The 21,483-nt window shown below is 72.6% G+C and carries 19 protein-coding genes; 12 read left to right on the forward strand and 7 right to left on the reverse strand.

Annotated elements, in window-relative coordinates; all coding sequences use genetic code 11:
• Positions 1 to 44: 44 nt before the first annotated feature.
• The 4 genes from ACFV4P_RS09355 to ACFV4P_RS09370 all read right to left on the reverse strand — a co-directional run bounded on the left by ACFV4P_RS09355 (position 45) and on the right by ACFV4P_RS09370 (position 3,661).
• The gene (locus tag ACFV4P_RS09355; protein ID WP_380469030.1) at positions 45 to 2,054 is read right to left on the reverse strand and encodes a flotillin family protein; all 2,010 of its coding nucleotides are present in this window, start codon (positions 2,052 to 2,054) and stop codon (positions 45 to 47) included.
• Positions 2,055 to 2,101: 47 nt separating this feature from the next.
• Complete coding sequence (locus ACFV4P_RS09360; RefSeq protein ID WP_380469032.1) at positions 2,102 to 2,740, reverse strand: hypothetical protein; 639 nt, start codon at positions 2,738 to 2,740, stop codon at positions 2,102 to 2,104.
• A 157-nt stretch (positions 2,741 to 2,897) separates the two neighbouring features.
• Positions 2,898 to 3,296 (reverse strand): hypothetical protein, encoded by a 399-nt coding sequence (locus ACFV4P_RS09365; RefSeq protein ID WP_380469034.1) that lies wholly within the window; start codon positions 3,294 to 3,296, stop codon positions 2,898 to 2,900.
• Positions 3,293 to 3,661 (reverse strand): HEAT repeat domain-containing protein, encoded by a 369-nt coding sequence (locus ACFV4P_RS09370; RefSeq protein ID WP_380469036.1) that lies wholly within the window; start codon positions 3,659 to 3,661, stop codon positions 3,293 to 3,295. The genes ACFV4P_RS09365 and ACFV4P_RS09370 overlap by 4 nt, the downstream gene beginning before the upstream one ends.
• 1,005 nt (positions 3,662 to 4,666) lie before the next feature.
• On the opposite strand from ACFV4P_RS09370, the gene ACFV4P_RS09375 reads away from it, so the two are divergent.
• From ACFV4P_RS09375 to ACFV4P_RS09420, 10 genes are all read left to right on the forward strand, one after another.
• Positions 4,667 to 6,211, forward strand: a complete 1,545-nt coding sequence (locus tag ACFV4P_RS09375) for an AMP-binding protein (protein ID WP_380469039.1) — start codon at positions 4,667 to 4,669, stop codon at positions 6,209 to 6,211.
• 315 nt (positions 6,212 to 6,526) lie between these two features.
• The gene (locus tag ACFV4P_RS09380; RefSeq protein WP_380469041.1) at positions 6,527 to 6,826 is read left to right on the forward strand and encodes a phosphopantetheine-binding protein; all 300 of its coding nucleotides are present in this window, start codon (positions 6,527 to 6,529) and stop codon (positions 6,824 to 6,826) included.
• A complete protein-coding gene (locus tag ACFV4P_RS09385) occupies positions 6,823 to 8,217 on the forward strand; it encodes a flavin monoamine oxidase family protein (protein WP_380469043.1) in 1,395 nt (464 codons plus the stop codon). Before ACFV4P_RS09380 ends, ACFV4P_RS09385 begins: the two co-directional genes overlap by 4 nt.
• 123 nt (positions 8,218 to 8,340) lie before the next feature.
• Positions 8,341 to 10,044 (forward strand): class I adenylate-forming enzyme family protein, encoded by a 1,704-nt coding sequence (locus ACFV4P_RS09390; RefSeq protein ID WP_380469046.1) that lies wholly within the window; start codon positions 8,341 to 8,343, stop codon positions 10,042 to 10,044.
• Positions 10,041 to 11,480, forward strand: coding sequence for a KamA family radical SAM protein (locus ACFV4P_RS09395; RefSeq protein WP_380469048.1), 1,440 nt, complete (start codon positions 10,041 to 10,043; stop codon positions 11,478 to 11,480). Before ACFV4P_RS09390 ends, ACFV4P_RS09395 begins: the two co-directional genes overlap by 4 nt.
• The gene (locus ACFV4P_RS09400) at positions 11,477 to 12,472 is read left to right on the forward strand and encodes a RimK family alpha-L-glutamate ligase (protein WP_380469050.1); all 996 of its coding nucleotides are present in this window, start codon (positions 11,477 to 11,479) and stop codon (positions 12,470 to 12,472) included. The genes ACFV4P_RS09395 and ACFV4P_RS09400 overlap by 4 nt, the downstream gene beginning before the upstream one ends.
• Positions 12,469 to 13,683, forward strand: coding sequence for an AMP-binding protein (locus ACFV4P_RS09405; RefSeq protein WP_380469052.1), 1,215 nt, complete (start codon positions 12,469 to 12,471; stop codon positions 13,681 to 13,683). Before ACFV4P_RS09400 ends, ACFV4P_RS09405 begins: the two co-directional genes overlap by 4 nt.
• Positions 13,680 to 14,963: an MFS transporter gene (locus ACFV4P_RS09410; protein ID WP_380469054.1), complete on the forward strand. Its 1,284-nt coding sequence runs from the start codon at positions 13,680 to 13,682 to the stop codon at positions 14,961 to 14,963. Before ACFV4P_RS09405 ends, ACFV4P_RS09410 begins: the two co-directional genes overlap by 4 nt.
• Positions 14,960 to 15,799 carry an SDR family NAD(P)-dependent oxidoreductase gene (locus ACFV4P_RS09415; protein WP_380469056.1) on the forward strand — a complete coding sequence of 280 codons (840 nt, stop codon included), beginning with the start codon at positions 14,960 to 14,962 and terminating at the stop codon, positions 15,797 to 15,799. The genes ACFV4P_RS09410 and ACFV4P_RS09415 overlap by 4 nt, the downstream gene beginning before the upstream one ends.
• Before the next feature lie 16 nt (positions 15,800 to 15,815).
• A complete protein-coding gene (locus ACFV4P_RS09420) occupies positions 15,816 to 17,072 on the forward strand; it encodes a phenylacetate--CoA ligase family protein (RefSeq protein WP_380469058.1) in 1,257 nt (418 codons plus the stop codon).
• Positions 17,073 to 17,170: 98 nt separating this feature from the next.
• Here the strand turns inward: ACFV4P_RS09420 and ACFV4P_RS09425 are convergent, their stop codons facing one another.
• Together ACFV4P_RS09425 and ACFV4P_RS09430 are read right to left on the reverse strand one after the other, a co-directional pair.
• Entirely contained in the window at positions 17,171 to 17,863 is a 693-nt protein-coding gene (locus ACFV4P_RS09425; RefSeq protein WP_380469060.1) for a response regulator, read from the reverse strand.
• Positions 17,860 to 19,059 (reverse strand): sensor histidine kinase, encoded by a 1,200-nt coding sequence (locus tag ACFV4P_RS09430; RefSeq protein WP_380469062.1) that lies wholly within the window; start codon positions 19,057 to 19,059, stop codon positions 17,860 to 17,862. The genes ACFV4P_RS09425 and ACFV4P_RS09430 overlap by 4 nt, the downstream gene beginning before the upstream one ends.
• A gap of 133 nt (positions 19,060 to 19,192) precedes the next feature.
• Between ACFV4P_RS09430 and ACFV4P_RS09435 the strand changes: the two genes are divergently transcribed.
• Positions 19,193 to 20,104, forward strand: coding sequence for an ABC transporter ATP-binding protein (locus tag ACFV4P_RS09435; RefSeq protein WP_380469065.1), 912 nt, complete (start codon positions 19,193 to 19,195; stop codon positions 20,102 to 20,104).
• Entirely contained in the window at positions 20,101 to 20,949 is an 849-nt protein-coding gene (locus ACFV4P_RS09440) for an ABC transporter permease (RefSeq protein ID WP_380469068.1), read from the forward strand. The genes ACFV4P_RS09435 and ACFV4P_RS09440 overlap by 4 nt, the downstream gene beginning before the upstream one ends.
• A gap of 17 nt (positions 20,950 to 20,966) precedes the next feature.
• Here ACFV4P_RS09440 and paaI read toward each other — a convergent pair whose 3' ends face one another.
• Positions 20,967 to 21,380, reverse strand: a complete 414-nt coding sequence (gene paaI, locus ACFV4P_RS09445) for a hydroxyphenylacetyl-CoA thioesterase PaaI (protein WP_380469071.1) — start codon at positions 21,378 to 21,380, stop codon at positions 20,967 to 20,969.
• Positions 21,381 to 21,483: the final 103 nt, after the last annotated feature.

Raw genomic sequence — 21,483 nt, forward strand, 5'->3', positions numbered from 1 at the left:
CCTACTCGGCGCGGTTTTCTGCGCCGTCTGCTTCTTCGGGCCGGCTACTTCTTCGCGCCGTTGAGGGCCGCGAGCGGCGTCTCGGCGATGCCCATCTGCTGGGCGGAAGCGAGCAGTTGGGTGAGCGGGCCGGTCTGGTCGCCGCCTGCGCCGATGAGCTTCATCAGCAGGGCGGAGACGGTGAGGTTCTGCACGTCGGCGGTGGAGACGGAGGACAGCACCCGGGTGAGGTCCTCGGTGAAGTTCGCGCTGCCGTCGAGCCAGGGGCCGGCCAGGGTGCGGGCGGTGTCGGAGTGGGCGACGAAGGCGTCCACGGCCTTGCCCGCGGTCACGGACTGCACCAGGCGGTCGAAGAAGACTCCGTCACCGCCGACGATGTCGATGTTGGCCTTCTCCAACCCGGCCGCGACCAGGCTGGCCTGGGCCTCGGCGATCTGCCGCTGCGTGTCCAGGCCCGCCAGGCGGATGTCCTTCTCGGCGGCCAGGCGCAGCCGGTACTCCTCGTGACCGCGGCTCGCCTCGTCGAGGGCGGCCATCGCGGCGGCCTTCTCGGTCAGGCCCTCGGCCTCGGCCTTGAGCTTCGCGCCGATCTCCAGCGCGGCGGCCTGCGCCTTCTCGGTGAGGACGACGGCCTCCGCCCGGCCCACCTTCTCGATCGCCGCCGCTTCCTGCTCGCGTACCTGCACCTGTGCCAGGCCCTCGGCGGCGGCCGCCGCCTGGACGCCCTCGGCGAGGCGGATCTTCGCGGCCGAGTCCAGGTCTGCGGCCTGGCGGCGCGCCTCGGCGAGCACCAGGGACTCGCGGGCCTTGTGCTGGGAGGCCTGCTCGGCGGCCTCGGCGGCCTTGATGTCCTTCACCAGCTGTTCCTGCGCCTCGGCCTCGGCCTGGATGACCATCGACTTGCGCAGCCGCTCCGCCTCCTCGACGGCGCGCAGGGTCTTGATGGACTCCTCCTGCTCGGCGACGGTGCGGTCGACCGCGATCCGCTCGCGGATCACGTCGGCGATCTCCCGCTTCTGCGTCTCGACCTCCTTGTCCTTGGCGATCCGGGCGAGCTCCGTCTCCCGGTCGCGGCCGATCACCTCCAGCAGGCGGTCCTTCTCGATCCGCTCCGTCTCCACGGCGATGACCCGCTCGCGGTTCTTCTGTGCGACGGCCACCTCACGGGCCTGGTTCTCGCGCTGGATGCCGAGCTGCTCCTCGGTCTTCAGGAACGCGCCCTGGGCGCTGAGCCGCTCCTCCTCCTGGACGCGGGCGATCGCCGCCTCCTCCTTGGCGCGCAGCGTCTCGATCTCGCGGCGCTGGCGGATCTCCGCGTCCGCCTGACGGCGTTCCAGTTCGAGGACGGCCTCGCGGGCGTCCACGTTCTGCCGGGTGATCTCCTTCTCCTCGGTGCGCTGGTACTCGTTGGTGCGCACGTGCTCGATCGCCGTCAGTTCGGTGATCTTGCGGATGCCCTGGGCGTCGAGGATGTTGTCGGCGTCGAGCGAGGTGATCGGGGTCTGCTCCAGGTGGTCGATCGCCGCGTCCTCCAGGCTGTAGCCGTTGAGGTCGGTGCCGATGACCGCGATGATCTGGTCGCGGAACTCGTGCCGGTGCGTGTAGAGGTCGGTGAAGTCCAGCTGCTTGCCCACGGTCTTCAGCGCCTCGGAGAACTTCGCGGAGAAGAAGTCCTGCACCGCCGCCTGGTCGCTGGCCCGGGCGGTGCCGATCGCCTGGGCGACCTTGATGACGTCCTCGACGGTCTTGTTCACCCGCACGAAGAACGAGATCCGGATGTCGGCGCGGATGTTGTCCCGGCAGATCAGGCCGTCCCGACCGGTCCGGGAGATCTCGATGGTCTTCACCGAGATGTCCATCAGTTCGGCCTTGTGCAGCACCGGCAGGACGACCGCGCCGGTGAAGGTGACGTCGACCTTCTTCGTCTTGGAGATGATCAGCGCCTTGCCCTGCTCCACCTTCCGGTACAGGCGGCTGGTGAACAGCAGCAGCGCGAGCACGATGAGGAGAGCAACGGCGACGAGCACGCCGAAGCCCACAGCGATGGTGTTCATCACGGTCCTTCGGTTGAAGAGAAGTCGGAGCTGGGCGGGCGGCGCGGTCAGCTGCCGAGCGTCCCGGGATCGAACGGGGCGACCAGGAAGTGCTCGCCCACGGGGTCGTAGTCGAAGATCAGGGCGGTGCGGCCGGCGGCCAACCCCGCCTCGTCGGTGAGGGAGCGGACCTGCACGACGGCGGTCGACCCGTCCTCGGCGGCGACCTCGGCCTGACCGAAGTCGCCGGTCACCCGGCCGGTGCGCACCACGCAGACCCGGCCCACGAAGTCGTGGCGGCGGGCGGCGCGCTCCTGCGGCAGCAGCTTCGCCAGCGGGCGCAGCAGCGCCTTCGTCCCCACCCAGGCCGAGACCACCGCGGCGGCCAGGACGGCGGCGCGGGCCGGCAGGCCGGTGGTCAGCGCCGACCCCGCAAGGCTCACGAACCAGGCAATGGCGATCAGCAGCGAGACCGCCACCGTCACCGGCACCCCGCCCGGTCGGAGACCCGCGAGGACGCCCCCGTTGGCGTCGACGTCGGCGCCGTGCCCCCCGTCCACGGCGTCGACGTGGTGGTGTCCCCCGTGCAGGCCGTCGAACCCCAGACCGCCCAGCAGCACCAGCATCCAGTACCCGACGACCACCACCAGCGCGAAGCTGAACAGGGCCGTGGGGAAGCCCAGCGCGGCTTCGAAGAACCCGTCCATCCGCCGCGCCCCCTTGCCTCACCCCGATCGCGCCCGCAGTCGAACGCAGGTCGATCATGGCAGCCGGGGCACTGCTCCCACATTGCCAGGATCCGGCAATCTTTACGCTTCATTTACGCGTGAAAGTGCGGGACGGCGTCGACCCGGACGAGCAGGGTCACACGCTCCCTACATAGGTACGCAGGCCGGTGGGCCCGGTCGGCAGCTGCCACCGACGCAGCGCATCGCGTGCGCCGGCAAGGCGGGCAGCGTCATCCCGGTCGACCGCGAACCGCACAAGATGCCGCTGCACCTCACTCAAGTCCCCCAAGGACTGCGGGGTTCGGCGGGCTCGCCCGGGAAGTGCAGCGTGAACAGGTCGCGCGCCAGGTCGTGACCTCTCGGCTTCCGTGCGGTCGACCGGTGCGACGAGCACGGCGTCGACCGCCCGGAGCGTCGTGGCCTCGGGCGTCTCGGCCGGGGGCATGACGGCGAGCCTGCGGTGGGAAGCGCTCAGGAAGGACATCGTCGCGGCCTTCGCCGGTGGCCGGGCGCCGGCCTGGATCACCACGTTCACGACGGGCCGGGTCGGCGCGAACGCGGAGGCCCGGCGCAGCTCGGCGACCGGCTGTCCAGGCAGCTCTCGGCGAAGGGGACGGCCGCCGAGTCGCCCAGTAACCCGAGGGCGACCACACCCGTCGCCGCGACGCCGGGCAGTGCTTCGTCGACGACGAACGCCATCAGCAGCGGGATCGACGTCGCCGCGCACTCGGGAAACCACCCGAGCAGGTTCGCCGTCCCGGCGCGCAGCCCAGGACTGTTCGAGGTCCGCAGGGCGGCCGGCGCGCGAAGCGCCTCCCGAACGGCGTCGTAGCAAAACACGGCCGCCTCGGCGTCGATGAGCAGTTGCCCGCAGATCTCCGCGCGGCCTCGGCGATCCACTGGTCCCACTCGCCCGCTTGGCCTCGTACGGTTTCCAGGTGCTCGCGGTCCTCCCCCGGGTCGTAGCCGTTCGGCAGAGGGTTGTGGTCCAGCCCGATCGCGATGGCCGCCGGCAGGGCGACGAACCGGCGCCTGTGGGCCGCTCCCGGATCGAGCGCCATCCGGACGAGGAACGGGACGGTCTGCACGGCGGACTGGGATCGGGTGCCCCAGGGCCTTTCCGCGAGCAGCGCACTGGGCGGGTACCGGCCTTCGGAGTCTCCCGCCCCCATCGCGCGGAGGTACCCGGGGACGTCGTCGGCGGTGCCGTAGGAGTGGCCGAGTCGGGCCCAGGGCGCGTCGTCGAGGCCGGAGAGGGGATCGTCGAGGTCTTCTGTCACAGCGGCGGATGCTGGCGACCCCGGACTGTCAGCGACCCTACGCGCGGGTGCCAATTCCCGCACCGCGGCGGCGGATACGCCGTGGGCCTCCGCCCGGCTCCCGGCAGTGCCGACCATTTCCGCCCGCCCGAACCTTCGTACGATCACGCTCCGTTGTCGCCGGGCGGCCGGCGCGGGCGGGAGGACGCCGCCGAGCGGCGCGTGAATTGGCGGCCCCCGGGGCGGCGAAGGGTAATCGCTTTCCATTCCGGGCCCGATCCGGACGGCCCTCGGAGGGGTGGGGTTCGTTCGGAGGCAAAGAGGGCCGATTCGGTAACGGGGACTGCCGATTCGGACGCATTAATGGACACCCCTCCATGCCTCCGCCCGGCCGTCCACGGGCTCTCCGACAGTGGACTGGACCAGCATGCGAGGGCGCCCGACGGGGGGCGGGAGGGCGGCCGACTCCAGCTAGAGACCTTGATCACGGAACGTGATCAAGATCCGGGCGCGGGGGTTCACACTTCGATCACAGGCCGCCTGGGAAATCGACTCAACAACCATTGTGGGCCCGCATGGTGGGGGGTAGAGTCCCGGTTCGCCGAAGCACGGGCGAGCACCTCTGGGCATTTATCTTGGAGCGGGCATGTCAAAGAACGGTGGCGACAACAGACCGGGTTCGGTCCTGTTGGGCGCGTTCGAGGAAACCGTTCTCCGGTGGCCCGAGCGAGCCGCGATCCAGTCGCCCGAGAGCACTCTCAGCTACCATCAACTCGCGTTATCCGCACGGCGGTTGGCCGCCCGACTGGGCGACCGGCCGGGGCCGGTCGCCGTACCGGCCACGCACCACCCGGACACCGTGGTGGCGCTGCTGGGCATCCTGATGGCCGGCGGCGTCTACGTTCCGCTCGACCCGGGCTTCCCGGTGGAGCGGCAGCGACGCATGGTCGAGGCCGCCGACTGCCGACTGCTGGTCGGCCGTGGGGCCCTCCCCCAGGCCGAGCAACTCTCTTTGCCCTACCTGGAGTTGGACGAAGGGGCGACCGCGCCCGACCGGGCCTCCGCCGTCGCACCCGCCGCACCGACCGCACCCGACGACCCCGCCTACACGCTGTTCACCTCGGGCTCCACCGGTCTGCCGAAGCCGGTGCTGACCCCGCACCGGGCGATCTCGGCGGTGGTCGCGTCCCTGCGTGAGCTGTTCGAACTCCGGCCGGAGGACCGGGTGTTGCAGTTCGCCTCGCTGAACTGGGACACCTGTTTCGAGGAGATCCTGCCGACCCTGACAGCCGGCGGCCGGCTGGTCTTCGACCCGGAGGCGTACTCGGCGTCCTTCCCCCGGCTGCTGCGGATGGTCGAGCGGCGCGGCATCACCGTCCTCGACCTGCCCACCGCGTTCTGGCACGAGCTCGTCCTGCACCTCACCGAGGACGGCGCGTCGGCCGAACTGCCGGACTGCGTAAGGCTGGTGGTGATCGGCGGCGAGGCCGCGAACCCGGCCCGGCTCGCGGACTGGAGCCGGTTGCCGGGCAGCGCACGCATCCGCCTGCTCAACACCTACGGCTGCACCGAGACCACGCTGATCACCCACGCCGTGGACCTGCTCGGCCCCAGGACCCCGAAGCCGGGCCGCCACTGGGATCCCACCGAGCGCGCGCCGATCGGACGGGCCCTCCCCCATGTCGACGAACTGCTCGACGACAACGGCGAGTTGCTGATCGGCGGGCCGGCCCTCGCGACCGGCTACCCGGGGCTGCCCGAGGTCACCGCCGAACGGTTCGTGACGAGCGACGACGGGCAGCGCCGGTTCCGCACCGGCGACCGGGCGGCCCGGAGCGCGGACGGGGTGCTGACCCCGCTGGGGCGACTGGACCACGAGGTGAAGATCCGCGGCATCCGGGTCGACCCGGCCGAGGTGGAGGCCGGAATCGGCGCCCACCCCGGCGTGGGCGCGGCCGCCGTCACCGCCACCACGCTGGCCGGACGGGCCGCGCTGGTCGCCTACGTCGTCCCGCGCAGCGGCGGAGCCGATCCCGCGCTCGCCGGAGACCTCCTGCGCTACCTGCACGAACGGCTGCCCGGGCATCTCGTCCCGAGCCGGATCACCGTGGTGCCGGACCTGGTCCGCACCGCCAGCGGCAAGGTCGACCGCGCCGCCTCGCACCGCCTGCACAGCACCGCCCCGCGCTGATCCCCGGCGGCCCCCTCCGCCACCACCAGCCCGTCACCACCACCTCGCCATCACCACCCCGTCATCACACCGTCGTGCACCCGCACGGGCGGAGCACCGCCCGCACATCTGACGGTCCGTCAGTTCACGCAACCGACACCGCCACCTGCCGCGCCACCGCGCGACCGTCCGCCGCAGCACCGCACCACAGCACGTCACGCAGCACCGCACCACGCACCGCACCACGTCACGCAGCACCGCACACCGAGCACCGCTGACCCCGCTGGCACCCCGCCGGACCACGCGTACCCCGCACCGGTCGAAGGAGACCCCCCGATGAGCCTCGACATGCCTGTCACCACCACACCCGCCGCGCCCGCCACCGTGGCTGCGCTGGCGGCGGTGTTCTGCCGGATCCTGGAACTGGACGACGTCCCGGCCGACGGCAACTTCTTCCTGCTGGGCGGCGATTCGCTGATCGCCACCCGGGTGCTGAGCGCCGTCGCCCGGGACCACGGCGTGGAGCTGACCTTCGAGGACTTCCTCACCGACCCCACCCCGGCCGGCCTGGCCGCCCGCATCGCCGCGCACACCGCCACGCACACCGCCACGCACACCGCCGCGGCCGCCCGGTGAGCGCCGCAGCCGGAGCCGACACCGCCCGCCGGGCGCCGAGTTCGGTGATCGTCGTCGGCGCGGGCCTGGCCGGCCTGACGGCGGCCGTCGAACTGGCCCGCCAGGGCGTGCGGGTGACGGTGCTGGAGGCCCGCGACCGGGTCGGCGGCCGGACCCGGGGGATCGAGGTGGCGCCCGGCCGGTGGATCGACGCGGGCGCGGCCTACCTGGGCGACCGGCACACCGAGCTCCACGCCCTGCTCGCCGCCTGCGACTTGAAGACCGCCCCGACCGCCATGCAGGGCGCCAGCCGCTTCGCCCTCACCCCGGCCGGAACGGACGACCGCGCCGCCGGGAACGCCGACACCCGCGACGGCCGTTTCCCGCCGCTGAGCGCGGTCGCCCTGGGCGACCTGTTCGAGCAGTTGGAGGAGCTGACGGCCGCCGTCCGCCCGGACGCGCCGTGGCTCTCGCCGGACGCCGAGCGCCTGGACGCGCTGACGGTGGCCGACTGGGCGGAGCAGCAACTGTCGCACCCGGACGCCACGTTGTTCTTCCCGCTGTTCCTGGGCGAGATGATGGCGGCCGATCCGACAAAGATCTCGGTGCTGCACATGGCGTTCTACCTCCGCTCGGGCGGCGGGCTGCGCTATCTCAACGCCTTCGAGGGCGGCGCGCAGCAGGACCGGGTGGCGGGCGGCGCGCACCGCCTGTGCGAGCGGCTGACCCGGCAGCTGTTGGACCTCGGCGGTGTGCTGCACACCGACGAGCCGGCGCTGTCCGTCGAGCAGACCGGGCAGGAGGCCGTCGTCCGGACGCCCGAGGGGAGTTACCGGGCGGAGGCGGTGGTGGTGGCGGTGCCGCCGCTGCTCGCGGACGCCATCGAGTTCCGTCCGGCGCTGCCGGCCCCGCGGGCGGCGTCGCGGACGGAGCGCGGCTGCGCGGTGAAGCTGAACCTGGTGTTCCCGGAGCCGGTGTGGCGGGCGCACGGCCTGTCCGGCTGGTCGGTGAACGCGGCCGGTCCGCTGCTGTCCACGGTGGACGACACTCCGCCGGAGGGTTCGCCGGGCGTGCTGACCGGGTTCGTGACGGGCGCGGAGGCGCACCGGTTCGCCGCTCTGCCGCCCGAGGAGCAGCGTGCGGCGGCGGTCGCGCAGGCGTCCCGGCTGTTCCCGATGCTGCCGGAGCCGATCGGCTTCCATGTCACCGACTGGGTCAACGAGCCGTGGAGCAGGGGCTGTTACGCGGCCCTGTTCGGGCCCGGCGACTGGTCGGTGCTCGGGCCGACGCTGACCGCGCCGCACGGCCGGGTGCACTTCGCGGGCACCGAGACCAGCACCGAGTTCTTCGGCCTGCTGGAGGGCGCGATCCGCTCCGCCCGCCGCGTCGTCACCGAACTCCTCGGCGAGTAAGCAGATCTGACGCTCCGTCAGTTCATCCCGTTGGACCTTTTCCCCCGGCCCGGTGCGCGCTTCACGAGGGCGTGCCCGGGCGTCGAGTCCTGCTTCGGACGTCCGAAGAGACCGGAGACCGCCATGAGCGATCAGACCCCCATCGCGCCGCTCGCCGTCAGGGAGCGCTTCATGTCCGACCCGACGCTGGGTGCGGGCAACTTCCTCGACCGGGCGGTCGAGGCGAATCCGCACCGTGCGGTGCCGTTCGCGTTCAGCCACCGGCTGGACCACCGCGGGCAGGTGGCGCTGCGCGGGCACAGCCTGCTGGACCTGGTGGCGCTGCGCGACCGGTACGCGGCCTGGTACCACGCGAACGGGGTGCGGCCGGGCGAGCCGGTGGGCGTGGTGATCGCCGAGGGCCTGGAGCCGCTGCTGCACTTCTTCGCGCTGACCGCGCTGGGCGCGATTCCGGCGCTGGTGAACGACGCGATGCGGCACGACGTGATGGTGCGCTACCTGAGCCACGTGGGCGTGGTCGGCGTGGTCGCGGACGACACCACCCGGCTGGCTTCGGCGTACCGGAAGGAGCCCCAACTGCGGCCGCGTTTCCTGTCGTTGACGGCCGAGGTGCAGGCGTTCGACGCGGCGTCGGCGCCGCTGCCCGACGGGTACCCGTACCAGCATGCGGCCGAGGACGTGGTGGCGCTGATCCACTCCTCGGGGACGACGGGCACGCCGAAGTCGACGACGCTGGCGCACCGGCAGTTCTGGGAGGGCAAGCAGCCGCGGATGGTGCGTTTTCCGGCGGAGCCGACCGACCGGCTGATGTCGCTGATGCCGCACACCCACGCGGGGGGCCTGAGCTACTTCCTGACGGCGACGCTGCTGGGCCTGCCGACGGTGGTGATGTCGGACTGGCGGCGGGTGACGGTGGAGCCGGTGATGGAGGCGTTCCTGCCGACCATGGTGGCCTCGTTCCCGCGCACCTTCGTGGAGTTGGCGACCGGCGAGCTCCCGACGGCGGGTGCGGCGAAGGTGCACTCCTGGTTCAACACGGGCGACAGCGCGCACTACGGGCACATCCGCCGGCTCGTTCGGCTCGGTGAGCGCCCGGCGGGGTTGATCCGGCCGTGGCTGCTGCCGCAGGAGCGGGCCGGGCAGGCGGCGCTGCCGGGTTCGCAGTTCGTCGACGGCCTGGGCTCGTCCGAGATGGGCATGGCGCTGTTCGGGCAGGTCATCTCGCCGGAGACGGAGCGCAACGACCGCTGTGTCGGCAGGCCGTCGGAGGTGGTGGCGCGGGCGACGGTGCTGGACGAGGACGGCGTGGAGCTGCCGGACGGCACGGTCGGGCTGCTGGCGGTGGACGCGCCGTCGATCACGCCGGGGTACTGGAACAACGACCGGCTGACGCAGTCGTTCCGGCAGGGCGGGTACTGGCTGACCGGCGATGTGGCGTACCGGGACGCCGAGGGGCGGTTCTACCACCTGGACCGGACGGTGGACGTGATCGACACCCTCGACGGGCCGGTGTACAGCCTGCCGTTGGAGGAGGTGCTGCTCGCCGACTGCGCCGACCGGGTGCAGGACTGCTCGGTGGTGGGCGTGCCGCACCCGGACGGCGGGCAGCGGCCGATCGCGGTGGTGCGCCTGCAGGACGGGGCATCCGCCGACGGGCTGCTGGAGGCGGCCAACGCGGAGCTGGCGAAGGCCGGCCTGGCGGAGCTCGCCGCCCTCGAAGTGGCCGAGGGCGAGGGCGGGTTCCCGCTCGGCCCGACCGGCAAGGTGCTCAAGCGCGAGCTGCGCACCCGGCACGCGGGCCTGCTGCTTCCGGCGCGTTCCAGATGAACCGCCAGGCGCATCAGCCGTACCAGTACGTGCGGCGGGAGCTGGTCGAGCCGGACTGGCGGCGGCTGCCGGGCTGGCGGGAGGTGTCGGCCGAGCAGTGGCGGGACGCGCAGTGGCAGCGGGCGCACTGCGTGCAGAACGAGCGGCAGCTGCGGGAGCTCTTCGGTCCGCTGCTGACCGATCGGTTCTACCGTGAACTGGCCGCCGACCAGGCGCAGTTCGCGACGATGGCGATCCTGCTGCCGCCGCACATGCTGAACACCATGGCGTCCGACGCCCCGCTGTACCCGGAGGCGTTCACCGAGGCGTTCCTCGCCGACCCGGTGCGCCGGTACATGCTGCCGGTGCGCTCGGACCGGCACCCGGAGTGGCCCAGCCACCCGCTGGCGGCCCGGGACTCGCTGCACGAGAGCGAGATGTGGGCGGTGGAGGGCCTGACCCACCGCTACCCGACCAAGGTGCTGGCCGAGCTGCTGTCGACCTGCCCGCAGTACTGCGGGCACTGCACCCGGATGGACCTGGTCGGCCGCTCCACCCCGCAGGTGGTCAAGGCGCGGCTGGTGCTGCGGCCGGCGGACCGCGAGGAGCAGATGCTCGACTACCTGAAGCGCACCCCGTCGGTGCGGGACGTGGTGGTGTCGGGCGGCGACCTGGCGAACGTGCCGTGGCCGCGTCTGGAGTCGTTCCTGATGCGGCTGTTGGAGCTCGGCTCGGTCCGCGACATCCGGCTGGCCAGCAAGTCCGTGGTCGGTCTGCCGCAGCACTGGCTCCAGCCGAAGGTGCTGGCGGGCGTCGGGCGGGTGGCCCGGCTGGCCGCCCGCCGGTCGGTCAACCTGGCGGTGCACACCCACGCCAACCACGCGGCGTCGGTGACCCCGCTGGTCGCCGAGGCGGCCCGCGGGCTGCTGGACGCGGGCGTGCGGGACGTCCGCAACCAGGGCGTGCTGCTGCGCGGGGTGAACGCCACCCCGGCGGCGCTGCTCGACCTGTGCTTCGCCCTCCAGGGCGAGGCGAACATCCTGCCGTACTACTTCTACCTGTGCGACGTGATCCCGAACGCCGAGCACTGGCGGCTGCCGCTGTCCGAGGCGCAGCGCCTCCAGGAGGCGATCCTCGGCTACCTGCCGGGCTACGCGACGCCGCGGATGGTCGCGGACGTGCCGCACGTCGGCAAGCGCTGGGTGCACCAGGCGGTCGACTACGACCGGGAGCGCGGCATCTCGTACTGGACGAAGAACTACCGCACCGCCCTTGAGCTGGACGCCCCCGAAGTGGGCTCCGAGGAGCAGCAGTTGAGCCGCCGCTTCCCGTACGTGGATCCGGTGGACACGCTGCCGGCGGCGGGCCGCGCCTGGTGGGCGGAGCAGCTGTCGCGCGGCGACGGCGCACGACTTCCGCAGCAGTTCGATCTTTTGGGCCCCGAGGAGGGCAAGTGAGCGAGGCGCTGGCGCCGTTGCGCCGGATGGTCTGGATCTTCCCGGACCGGGAGTCGACCCGGTCGGGGGCGATGTGGAAGCACTATTTCTGGGACATGTTCGCGGAGGTCGCCGCCGGGATGGGCATGGAGTGGTCCCGGCACGCCCCGGAGGCGGTGACGGTGGACGGCACCGATCCGGGCCGGCCGCGGGTGTACGTGGACGACCTGCTGGTCACGCCCGAGGACACCCTGTTCATCACGGCGCTGTACTCGCTGCCGTACCAGTCGATGGACGTGTTCAACCAGTTGGCGCTGTGCACGGTGCTGGAGCAGGCGGGGTTCTACCTGCCGTTCCCGGCGCAGGTGTCGCTGCTGGGCAACGACAAGCTGGCGTCGATGCTGTTCCTGGCGGACTCGCCGGTGCCGCCGATCCCGTCGGTGCGGATCGGCTCCGGCCGGGACGTCTCCAAGCACCAGTACGAGGTGGCGCTCGACGCCTTGACGTTCCCGGCGATCGTGAAGCCGTCCGGCTGGTGCGGCGGCGGCGGGATCTGCCTGGCGCGTTCGCCGGAGGACGTGCGCGGCCTGGCGAGCCTGGCGCAGGGCGGTGACACCACGCTGGTGGCGCAGCCGTACCTGGGCGACGGCACGGTCGACTACCGGGTGTACGTGATCGACGGGAAGCCGTACGCGGTGCTGCGGCGCACCCCGGAGGAGGGGTCGCCGGTGGCGAACGCGAGCCGCGGCGGTTCGATGGAGTTCTGCGAGCTCCCGGCCGAACTGGCCGACGCCACCGCGTACTTCGCGAAGAAGCTGCCGATTCCGTTCTTCTGCGTGGACTTCCTGCACGACGGGGAGCGGTTCTGGTTCTCCGAGCTGGAGCCGGACGGGGTGATCGCCCCGGACTTCGACGACCCGGACCGCTCGGTCCAACGGGACGTCACCCGGGCCCGGTTCGCGGCCTACCGGGACGCCCACGCGGCGTTCCTCACCGGCGGAGGCGACCGGTGACGAGCTTCTCGCTGACCGACGAGCAGGCCGCCGACGGCCTGGACGTCGCCCGCCGCACCCTCGAACTGCTGCGCACCGTCCCCGAGTTCGGCGACCGGTACGCGGACGCGAAGGCGCCCACGACGCTCGCCGAGCTGGCGGCGCTGCCGCCGCTGGCCAAGGACGACCTGAACACGGCGCTGGCCCACCTGGAGCCGGCCGCCGAGCAGGGCGCGACCTGGCTGTTCCAGAGCGGCGGTTCGACGGGCGCGCCGAAGGTCGGGTACGCGCCGACCGGGTTCTACATGGCGAAGGTGTACGAGCACTGGCAGCCGCTGGACCGCGACGACGTCTTCGTCAACGCCTGGGGTGCGGGCCGGATGTGGGGCGCGCACTTCCTCGCGGCGGGCCTGGCGGACCTGTCGGGCTGCCGGGTGATCGCGCTGGGGTCGGTGACCCGCGAGGAGTACCCGGAGTGGCTGGGCTTCCTCGCCGACCGGAAGGTCACCGCGATCGGCGGCACCCCGAGCGTGCTGCGGCTTTGGTTCGCGCACGCCCGCGCCGCCGGCATTCGACTCCCTTCGCTGCGCAAGGTGCTGTGGCTGGGCGAGGCCTGGCAGCCGCAGTTGGAGGAGGACCTGGCGGTGGTCGCACCGCACGCGCGGCGGCACGGCATGTTCGGCTCCACCGAGACCTGGGTGGTGGGCTCCAACACCCCGGACTGCCCGGCCGACACCTTCCACACCTTCCCGCACCAGCTGGTGCACGTCGGCGACGGCGGGCTGCTGGACTTCACCTCGCTCGACCCGGCGATGCTCAACCCGGTGCTGCGCTACCGCACCGGCGACGCGGGCGAGTTGACCGCCTGCCCGTGCGGGCGTCCGGGCCCGGCGATGCGGGTGCTGGGCCGCCGCGACAACGTGGTGCAGGTGCGCGGCCTCGGCCTGCACGTCGACGAGCTGCTGGCCCGGGTGGAACGCGAGCCGGGCGTCGTCCGCGCCCAGGTGGTGATCACCGAGCAGGGCGGCCGCGCCCAACGGGTCGACGTCCTGGTGCTCGGCACGCTGTCGGACCCGAACGCGCTGCGACGTGAACTGCTGTCCGCCACCTTCACGTTGAGCACCGCCTTCGTGCACGACCCGGAGCACGTCGAGATCCGCGTGGTCGATGCGCTGATCGGCAACGAGCGCACCGGGAAGACCGCCGGCTTCGTCGTCCGGGAGGCGTCGTGAAACTGCGCGCACCCGAGCGGCTCGGCCGGGGCTTCAACCTGTTCTGGGTCGGCAAGTCGGTCTCCAACGTCGGCGACCGGGTGACGGTGTTCGTCGTCCCCACCCTGATGATCTTCGTGCTGCACGCCTCCGCGTTCCAGGTCGGCATCGTCGCGATGGCCCAGTACCTGGGAATTCCGCTGCTCGGCCCGATCGCGGGCGTGCTGGTGGACCGCTGGGACAAGCGCCTCACCCTACTGGTCTGCGACCTGGTGCGACTGGTGGCCGTCGCCGTCATCCCGGTCGCCTACTGGCTGGACTTCCTCTCCACGCCGCTGCTGTTCTGCTGCGTGGCGGCGGTCTCCGGCGCGACCATCTTCTTCAACGTCGGCTACCTGGTGGCGGTCCCGGCCGTGGTCGAGAAGGAGCACCTGGTGCGCGCCTACTCGCGGCTGGAGGGCAGCGGCTCGGTCGCCGAGGTCGCCGGCCCGTCCATCGCGGCCGCCCTGTACAGCGCGCTCGGCGCGGCCTCGCTGCTCGTCGACGCGGCCAGCTACCTGCTCTCCGCGGCCTGCTTCCGCTGGATGCGGCCGTGGGGCGAACGCACCGTCGCACAGGGCTCGGTGTGGCAGCGCCTCACCCTGGGCTTCCGGCTGAACTGGCAGGACCCGGTGCTGCGCCGAGTGGTGCTGGCCGCCGTCGTCCTCAACTCGGGCGGGCCGGTGTTCGTCACCGTGCTGCCGGTCTTCGCCTACCGGGGCCTCGGCATCACCGTCGGCGTGTTCGGCGCCGCGATGTCCGCGGGCGCGGTCGGCGCGCTGCTCGGCGCACTGGTCGCCCCGAAGATCAGTGGACGGCTCGGCATCGGCCGGACGATGGCCTGGTCGCTGCTGCTGCACTGCCTGGTCGGCCTGGGCGTGCTGGCCGCGCCCGCGCTGCCCGCCGGGCCGGTCATCGCCGTCACCATGGGCTGCTACGGCTTCTTCATGTCCTGCATCAACGTGTGCTCCGCGCCCGCCCGGCAGTCCCGGATGTCCGCGCAGCACCAGGGCGTCATGCACGCCGCGTTCCGCACCGCCACCTGGGGCGTCATCCCGCTCGCCGCGCTGGCCGGCGGCCTCGCCGTCTCGCTGCTCACCGGCCCGCTCGGCATCCTCGACGCCGCCCGCTGGACGATGGTCGGCGGCACCCTGCTCGCCGCCTGCTCCTTCCTGCCCGCCCTCGGCGTCCAGGCCCGGATGGACGCCGACCTGCCGAAGGCCGCCGACAGCGTCACCGAACTCGCGGAGGCCTCCTCATGACGGAACGTCGGACTGTGCTGGTCACCGGCTGCTCGTCCGGCATCGGGCTGGCCACCGCGGCCGCCGCGAGCCGGGCCGGCTGGGCGGTGATCGCCACCGTCCGCTCGCCGGAGCGCGCCGACGCGCTGCGAACTGCCGCACCCGAAACGGACGTTCGCCGACTCGACGTCACCGACGAGGAGTCCGTCGCCGCCTGCTTCGCCGGGATCGACCGGCTGGACGCGGTGGTCAACAACGCCGGGATCTCCAACTTCGACCCGACGCTGGAGATGTCCACCTCGGCGGCGCTGCGCACCAACCTGGAGGTCAACTTCTTCGGCACGGTGGCGGTTTCGCGCGCCGCGATGCCGCTGCTGCGTGCCTCCGGCGGCCGGCTGCTGACCATCGGCAGCGTGCACGGCGTCGTCGGCCAGCCCTTCAACGAGGCGTACTGCGCGGCCAAGTTCGCCGTCGAGGGCTTCATGGAGGCGCTCGCCCCGGTGGCCGCCGCGCACGGCGTGCGCGTCTCGATGGTGGTGCCCGGCTACGTCCCCGACACCCGGTTCGGGCACTTCCCCGACGTCAACCGCAAGACCGTGCAGGCCGCTTCGGGCCCGTACGCGGACACCTTCGCCGCGTACGTCGACCGGCTCGGGCAGGGCTGGGCGAGTGCCGGGCAGCCCGCCGCCGAGGTCGCCGACGCGGTGGTGCGGGCGCTGGCCGAGGACGCGCCGCCGTTCCGCATCCCCACCAACGCGTGGGTGGCGGACTACCTCGACGCCAAACTCGCCGACCGCGACGGCCGGGCCGTGCAGCGCCTCGCCCAGGACTGGATCGGCCTCACCCCCACCCCGTGACTTTGGAGCAACCACCATGCCCGCCAGGCCACTTCAGGCGCTCGTCGACTTCGCCCGCGCCAACTCGCCGTTCTACGCGGAGCTGTACCGCGACCTGCCCGACGTCGTCACCTCGCTCACCGAGCTGCCCGTCATCGACCAGGTCGCGTTCTGGGCCGCCAACTCCTGGCCCGACAACCACCTGTTGACCGGCCCGCTCACCGACGCCTGCGTCTACAAGTCCGGCGGCACCACCGGCTCGCCGAAGTTCTCCCCGTGGACCCGCGAGGAACACGTCGACTCCGTCAGTGCGTTCGGCGCCGGGCTGGTCAACGCCGGCCTCAAGCCCGGGCAGAAGGTCGCCAACCTGTTCCGTGCGGGCGAGTTCTACAGCGGCTTCCTGTTCATCGAGTACGCCCTGCAACACGCGCCGATCGACAACGTCCGGCTGCCGATCGCCACCGCGCCCGACGAGTACGTCGCCGACGTGATCCACGGCTTCGGCGCGGACGTGCTGGCGGGCGAGCCGATGAAGCTGTCCGCCGTCGCCGAGACGCTGCTCAAGCAGGGGCGGCCCGCGCCGCAGGTCGAACTGATCCTGTTCGGCGGCGACATCCTCTTCAACGACCTTCGCCCGCTGCTGCGTTCGGCCTTCCCCAACGCCGCGCTGTCCTCCATCGGCTACGCCTCGGTGGACGCCGGTCTGGTCGCCGGGCCGGTGCCCGCCGGGGACGACCTGCGGGTGCACGAGGCGTTCCCGAACCGGACGGTGGTCGAGCTGATCGACGACTCCACCGGCGAGCCGATCACCGAACCCGGCGTCCCCGGCCGCGTCGTCGTCACCAACCTGTTCCGCACCCTCGTCCCGATCCTCCGCTACCCGGCGGGCGACCTCGCCGAATGGGTCGACGCCGACTGCCGCCGCTTCCGCCTGCTCGGCCGCTCCACCGAGGGCGCCCGGGTCGGCATCGTCTCCATGCCCACCGAGCAGGTCCGCGACGTCCTGCTCGCCCACGACCCCGAGCACCACATCACCGGCATGCAGCTCGTCCAACGCCGTTGGGAGAACCGCGACGGCCTGATCATCCGCCTCGGCCACACCGCCCCGCCCCCGCCCGCCCTCACCGACACCCTCCTGCGCGCCGTCCTCGACGCCCGCCCCACCTACGCCGACGAGACCGCCATCGGCGCCATCCACCCCCTCCGGATCGAATGGGTCCCCCGCGCCGACCTGGTCACCAACCCCCGCACCGGCAAGCTCCGCCAGGTCATCGACGAACGCCCCGCGCACTGACCCGACAGAACGCCGGTGCCCGGACCGACCTGGTCCGGGCACCGGCGTCCCGTCAGGAGGTGGTGCTGAAGCCCGCCGTCGGCGATCGCCGGCTGCCGTCAGCGGGAGGCGGCGCTCACCAGCCCGGCCTCGTAGGCGAGGATCACCAGGTGGACGCGGTCGCGGGCGTCCAGCTTGGAGAGCAGCCGGGTGACGTACGTCTTGACGGTGGTGACGCTGAGGTAGAGGTGTTCGGCGATCTCGGTGTTGGAGAGGCCGCGGGCGATCAGCGTCAGGACTTCCTGTTCGCGTTCGGTGATGCCGGTCAGGGTGCGCGCCGGGGGCGTCGAACTGCCGGGTCCGGAGCGGGAGGTGAGGTCGGCGATCAGGCGGCGGGTGACGCGGGGGGCGATCAGGGCGTCGCCGCTGGCGACCACCCGGACGGCGGCGAGGATCTCCTCCAGGCCCATGTCCTTGACCAGGAAGCCGGACGCGCCGGCCCGCAGCGCGCCGTACACGTACTCGTCGTCGTCGAAGGTGGTCAGCACCAGGACGTGGGCGGTGGCGCCGGAGGCGGTGATCCGGCGGGTGGCCTCGATGCCGTCCATGCCGGGCATCCGGATGTCCATCACGACCACGTCCGGCGTCAACTCGGCTGCCAGGAGCACCGCTTCGTCGCCGGTGCCGGCCTCGCCGACGATCTCCAGGTCGGCGGCGTCCTTCACCACCATGGAGAGGGCGGCGCGGACGAGGGGCTGGTCGTCGACGAGCAGGAGGCGGACGGGCGCGGCGGGCTGCTGGGGGATCGTCATCGGGCGCCTGCCGGGACGGGGAGGGTGGCAGCGACCCGGAAGCCGCCGGCGGGACGGGGGCCGGCGGTGAAGGAGCCGTGCAGCAGCGCGACGCGTTCGCGCATGCCGAGCAGTCCGAAGCCCGCGCCGCCGGGCTGGGTGGCGCGCAGGCCGCCGCCGTCGAGCACCTCGATGGACACTTCGTCCTCCCCGCAGTCGACGGTCACCCGGCAGGAGCGCGCGCCGGCGTGGCGGACCACGTTGGCCAGGGCCTCCTGGACGACCCGGTAGGCCGCGAGGTCCACCTCGGGCGGCAGGGGCCCGGCCTCGCCGTTGCGGCGGAGGTCGACGGTGACGCCGGCGGCGGTGGTGGACCGGGCGAGGCGGTCCAGGTCGGCGAGGCCGGGCGCGGGGGCGAGCGGGGGCTGCCCGTCGGCGTCGTCCTCGGCGGCGCGCAGCGCGACCAGCATGCGGCGCAGCCCGGAGAGGGTCTCGCGGCCGGCGGTCTCGATCCGGCCGAGCGCGTCCCGGGCGGCCTCCGGCTGGGTGGTGAGCACCAGGCGGGCGGCGCCGGCCTGGAGCGCGACGATGCCGATGCTGTGCGCGACCATGTCGTGCAACTCCCGGGCGATGCGCAGCCGTTCGCCCGCGACGGCGCGCGCGGCGGCACTCTCGCCGAGTTCCGCGGCGTGCCGGCGGGACTCCCCCGCCGAGTGGCCGAGCAGCACGGCGACGGCGGCGGTCAGCAGGACGGCCAGCGCGGTGGAGGTGCCGATGACGAAGCCCATCAGGACCCGTCCGATCGGGTAGCCGAGCAACACCAGCGCGGCCAGCGTCGAGGCGATCACCGTCTCGCGGCGCGGCCGGGTCGCCGCGATGTGCCAGAGCGCGACGTCGATGCCGAGCACCAGCGGGATGTCGAGGACGCTGGAGTGCAGCGCGAACGCGCCGAAGACGGCGCCCGCCAGCAGCAGCCCGAGGGCGGTCAGCGGGCGGCGGCGCAGCAGCGCGCAGCCGGCCAGCGAGAGCACCACGCAGACGGCGAGGGTCCGTTGGTTGGGGTCGGACAGCCACAGGCCCCGGTAGAAGTTGTTCGGCGACTCGCCGGGGAGCCGGACCAGCACCACGAAGGAGTAGGCGAGGCCGGCCGTCCAGGCGGTGGCCGCCCAGCCGCCGGGCGGCACGCGTCTGAGCAGGGTGGGCGGGTTCGCAGGCATGGGGTGATCGTAGCCAGCCCGGCGGCGGGCGGGCGTCGGACCGGGGACGTACAACCGGGGTAGACACCGGCAGTTGGCAGTGTCCCCGCCCGGCCGACGCGGGACGACGGGCCGGCACGGAAGCGTGGAGCCCGTGATCGAAGTCAACGAACTCACCAAGCGCTACGGCCGCACGACCGCCGTCGACGGTCTGACCTTCACCGTCCGCCCCGGCCGGGTGACCGGTTTCCTCGGCCCGAACGGGGCCGGGAAGAGCACCACGCTCCGCATGATCATCGGGCTGAACGAGCCGACCGACGGCAGCGTCACCGTCCAGGGCCGCCGCTTCCGCGACCTTCCGCGCGGCCTGCGTCACGTCGGCGCGCTGCTGGACGCCTCCGACGTGCACGGCGGCCGCAGTGCCGCGGCGCACCTGGGGGTGCTGGCCCGCTCCAACGCGATCCCGCTGCGCCGGGTGGACGAGGTGCTGGAGGAGGTCGGGCTGGCCGGGGCGGCCCGGCGCCGGATCGGCGGCTACTCGCTCGGCATGAAGCAGCGCCTGGGCATCGCGGCGGCGCTGCTCGGCGACCCGCCGGTGCTGCTGTTCGACGAGCCGCTGAACGGGCTCGACCCGGAGGGTGTGCGCTGGGTGCGCGGACTGTTCCGAAAGTTGGCCGCCGAGGGTCGCACGGTGTTCGTCTCCAGCCACTTGATGAGCGAAATGGAGCACACCGCCGATCATTTGGTGGTCATCGGCCGCGGTCGGCTGATCGCCGACGAGCCGCTCGCCGCGTTCGCCGCCCGCGGCCGGGGCAGCAGCGTCACCGTCCGCACCCCGGACGCGGAGGCGCTGGCCGCCGCCCTGACCGCCGCCGGCGGGCAGGTCCGCCCCGACGGCGCGGAGCGGCTGGTGGTGACCGGCCTGGACGCCGACACCATCGGCGACCTGGCCCACCGGCACGGCCTGCGGCTGCGCGAACTCGCCACCAACGCCGCCTCGTTGGAGACCGCCTTCATGGAACTCACCGCCGACAGCGTCGAATACCTCGCAGGAGAGACCCGATGACCGCGCTCACCGCCGTCCCCTTCCTGGCGGACGAATCGCGGGCCCGCTTCCGCGACCTGCTGCTCGGCGAGTGGTTCAAACTGCTCTCGCTCCGGTCGATCCGCTGGGGGCTGCTCCTCGGCCTGCTCGGGCTGGTCTTCCTGAACGCCAACGCGGCGATCGCCGACGTCAACGACTGGGACCACTTCGCCCCCGCGCAACGGGAGTTCTTCGTCCCCTACAGCTCCCTGGCCGCCTCGTTCACCAACAACGCCTGCATCGCGACGCTGCTGATCACCGGCAGCCTGGGCGCGGTCTCACTGGTCAGCGAGTACGCGACCGGTCAGATCCGCACCACCTTCGCGGCGGTGCCGGCCCGGCGGGCGCTGCTGTCCGCGAAGATCCTCGTCCTGACGGCCGTGATGACCGCCTTCGGCGTGCTCGCGACCGGCGTGTCCTTCTTCCTCACCCAGGCGATCCTGTCCGGCAAGCACGCCGGCATCTCGCTCGCCGAACCGGGCATCTGGCGGGCCCTGTTGGCCTCCGCCCTGCTGCCCCCGGTGTGCGCCCTCACCGGCCTCGGCCTGGCCGCGCTGGTCCGGCACAGCGCGGCCACCATCGTCACCACCACCACCGTCCTGCTGCTGATCCCCAACTTCCTGAGCCGGAACCACCATTGGTCGGCCTGCCTCTACCACGCGACGCCGTTCCGGGCCTGGCAGACCCTCCACGACCTGGTCGGCACCCCGCCCAACCCGCACATCCCCTTCGCCGCGGACCCCGCCGGCGAATGGTTCGTCTACCTCGCCTGGGCGGTCGGCGGCGTCCTCGCCACCCTCGTCCTCGGCAGTCGCCGCGACGTGTGAGGACCGCGGGTTCCGGGTCAGGCGCTGTGCGGCACTCCGGCGATCAGGACGGCCTGGCCGCGGAACTCGGCGACCACGGTGCCGGCGACGGTCCGGACGGTGACGTCGTAGACGCCCTGGCGGCCGGAGCGGGTGCGTTCGGTCGCCTCGGCGATCAGCTCGTCGCCGAGCTGCGCCGGGGCGAGGAAGGTGACCTGCGCGCCCTGGGCGAGGGCGACCGGGCCGTAGCTGTTGCACGCGTACGAGAACGCGGCGTCGGCGAGCAGGAACACGTACCCGCCGTGGCCGATCCCGTGCGCGTTCGCCATCTCCTCGGTGACCTTCATCCGGGCCACGGCCCGCCCCCCGGCCACCTCGTCGAGCACGATGCCCGCACCCCGACAGGCCCGGTCGCGTTCGAACAGTGCGTCAATTCTGCTGTTCCCCACCATTGCTCCCTGAAGTGAGCCGCCCGTTCCTGAGCGTGAGCATTACACCGGGGACCTGATCGACTGTCAATGACGGTGGTGCATCATCGGATCGTCGGATGATGCA

Source organism: Kitasatospora sp. NPDC059795 (genome assembly GCF_042732175.1).
GTDB lineage: Bacteria > Actinomycetota > Actinomycetes > Streptomycetales > Streptomycetaceae > Kitasatospora.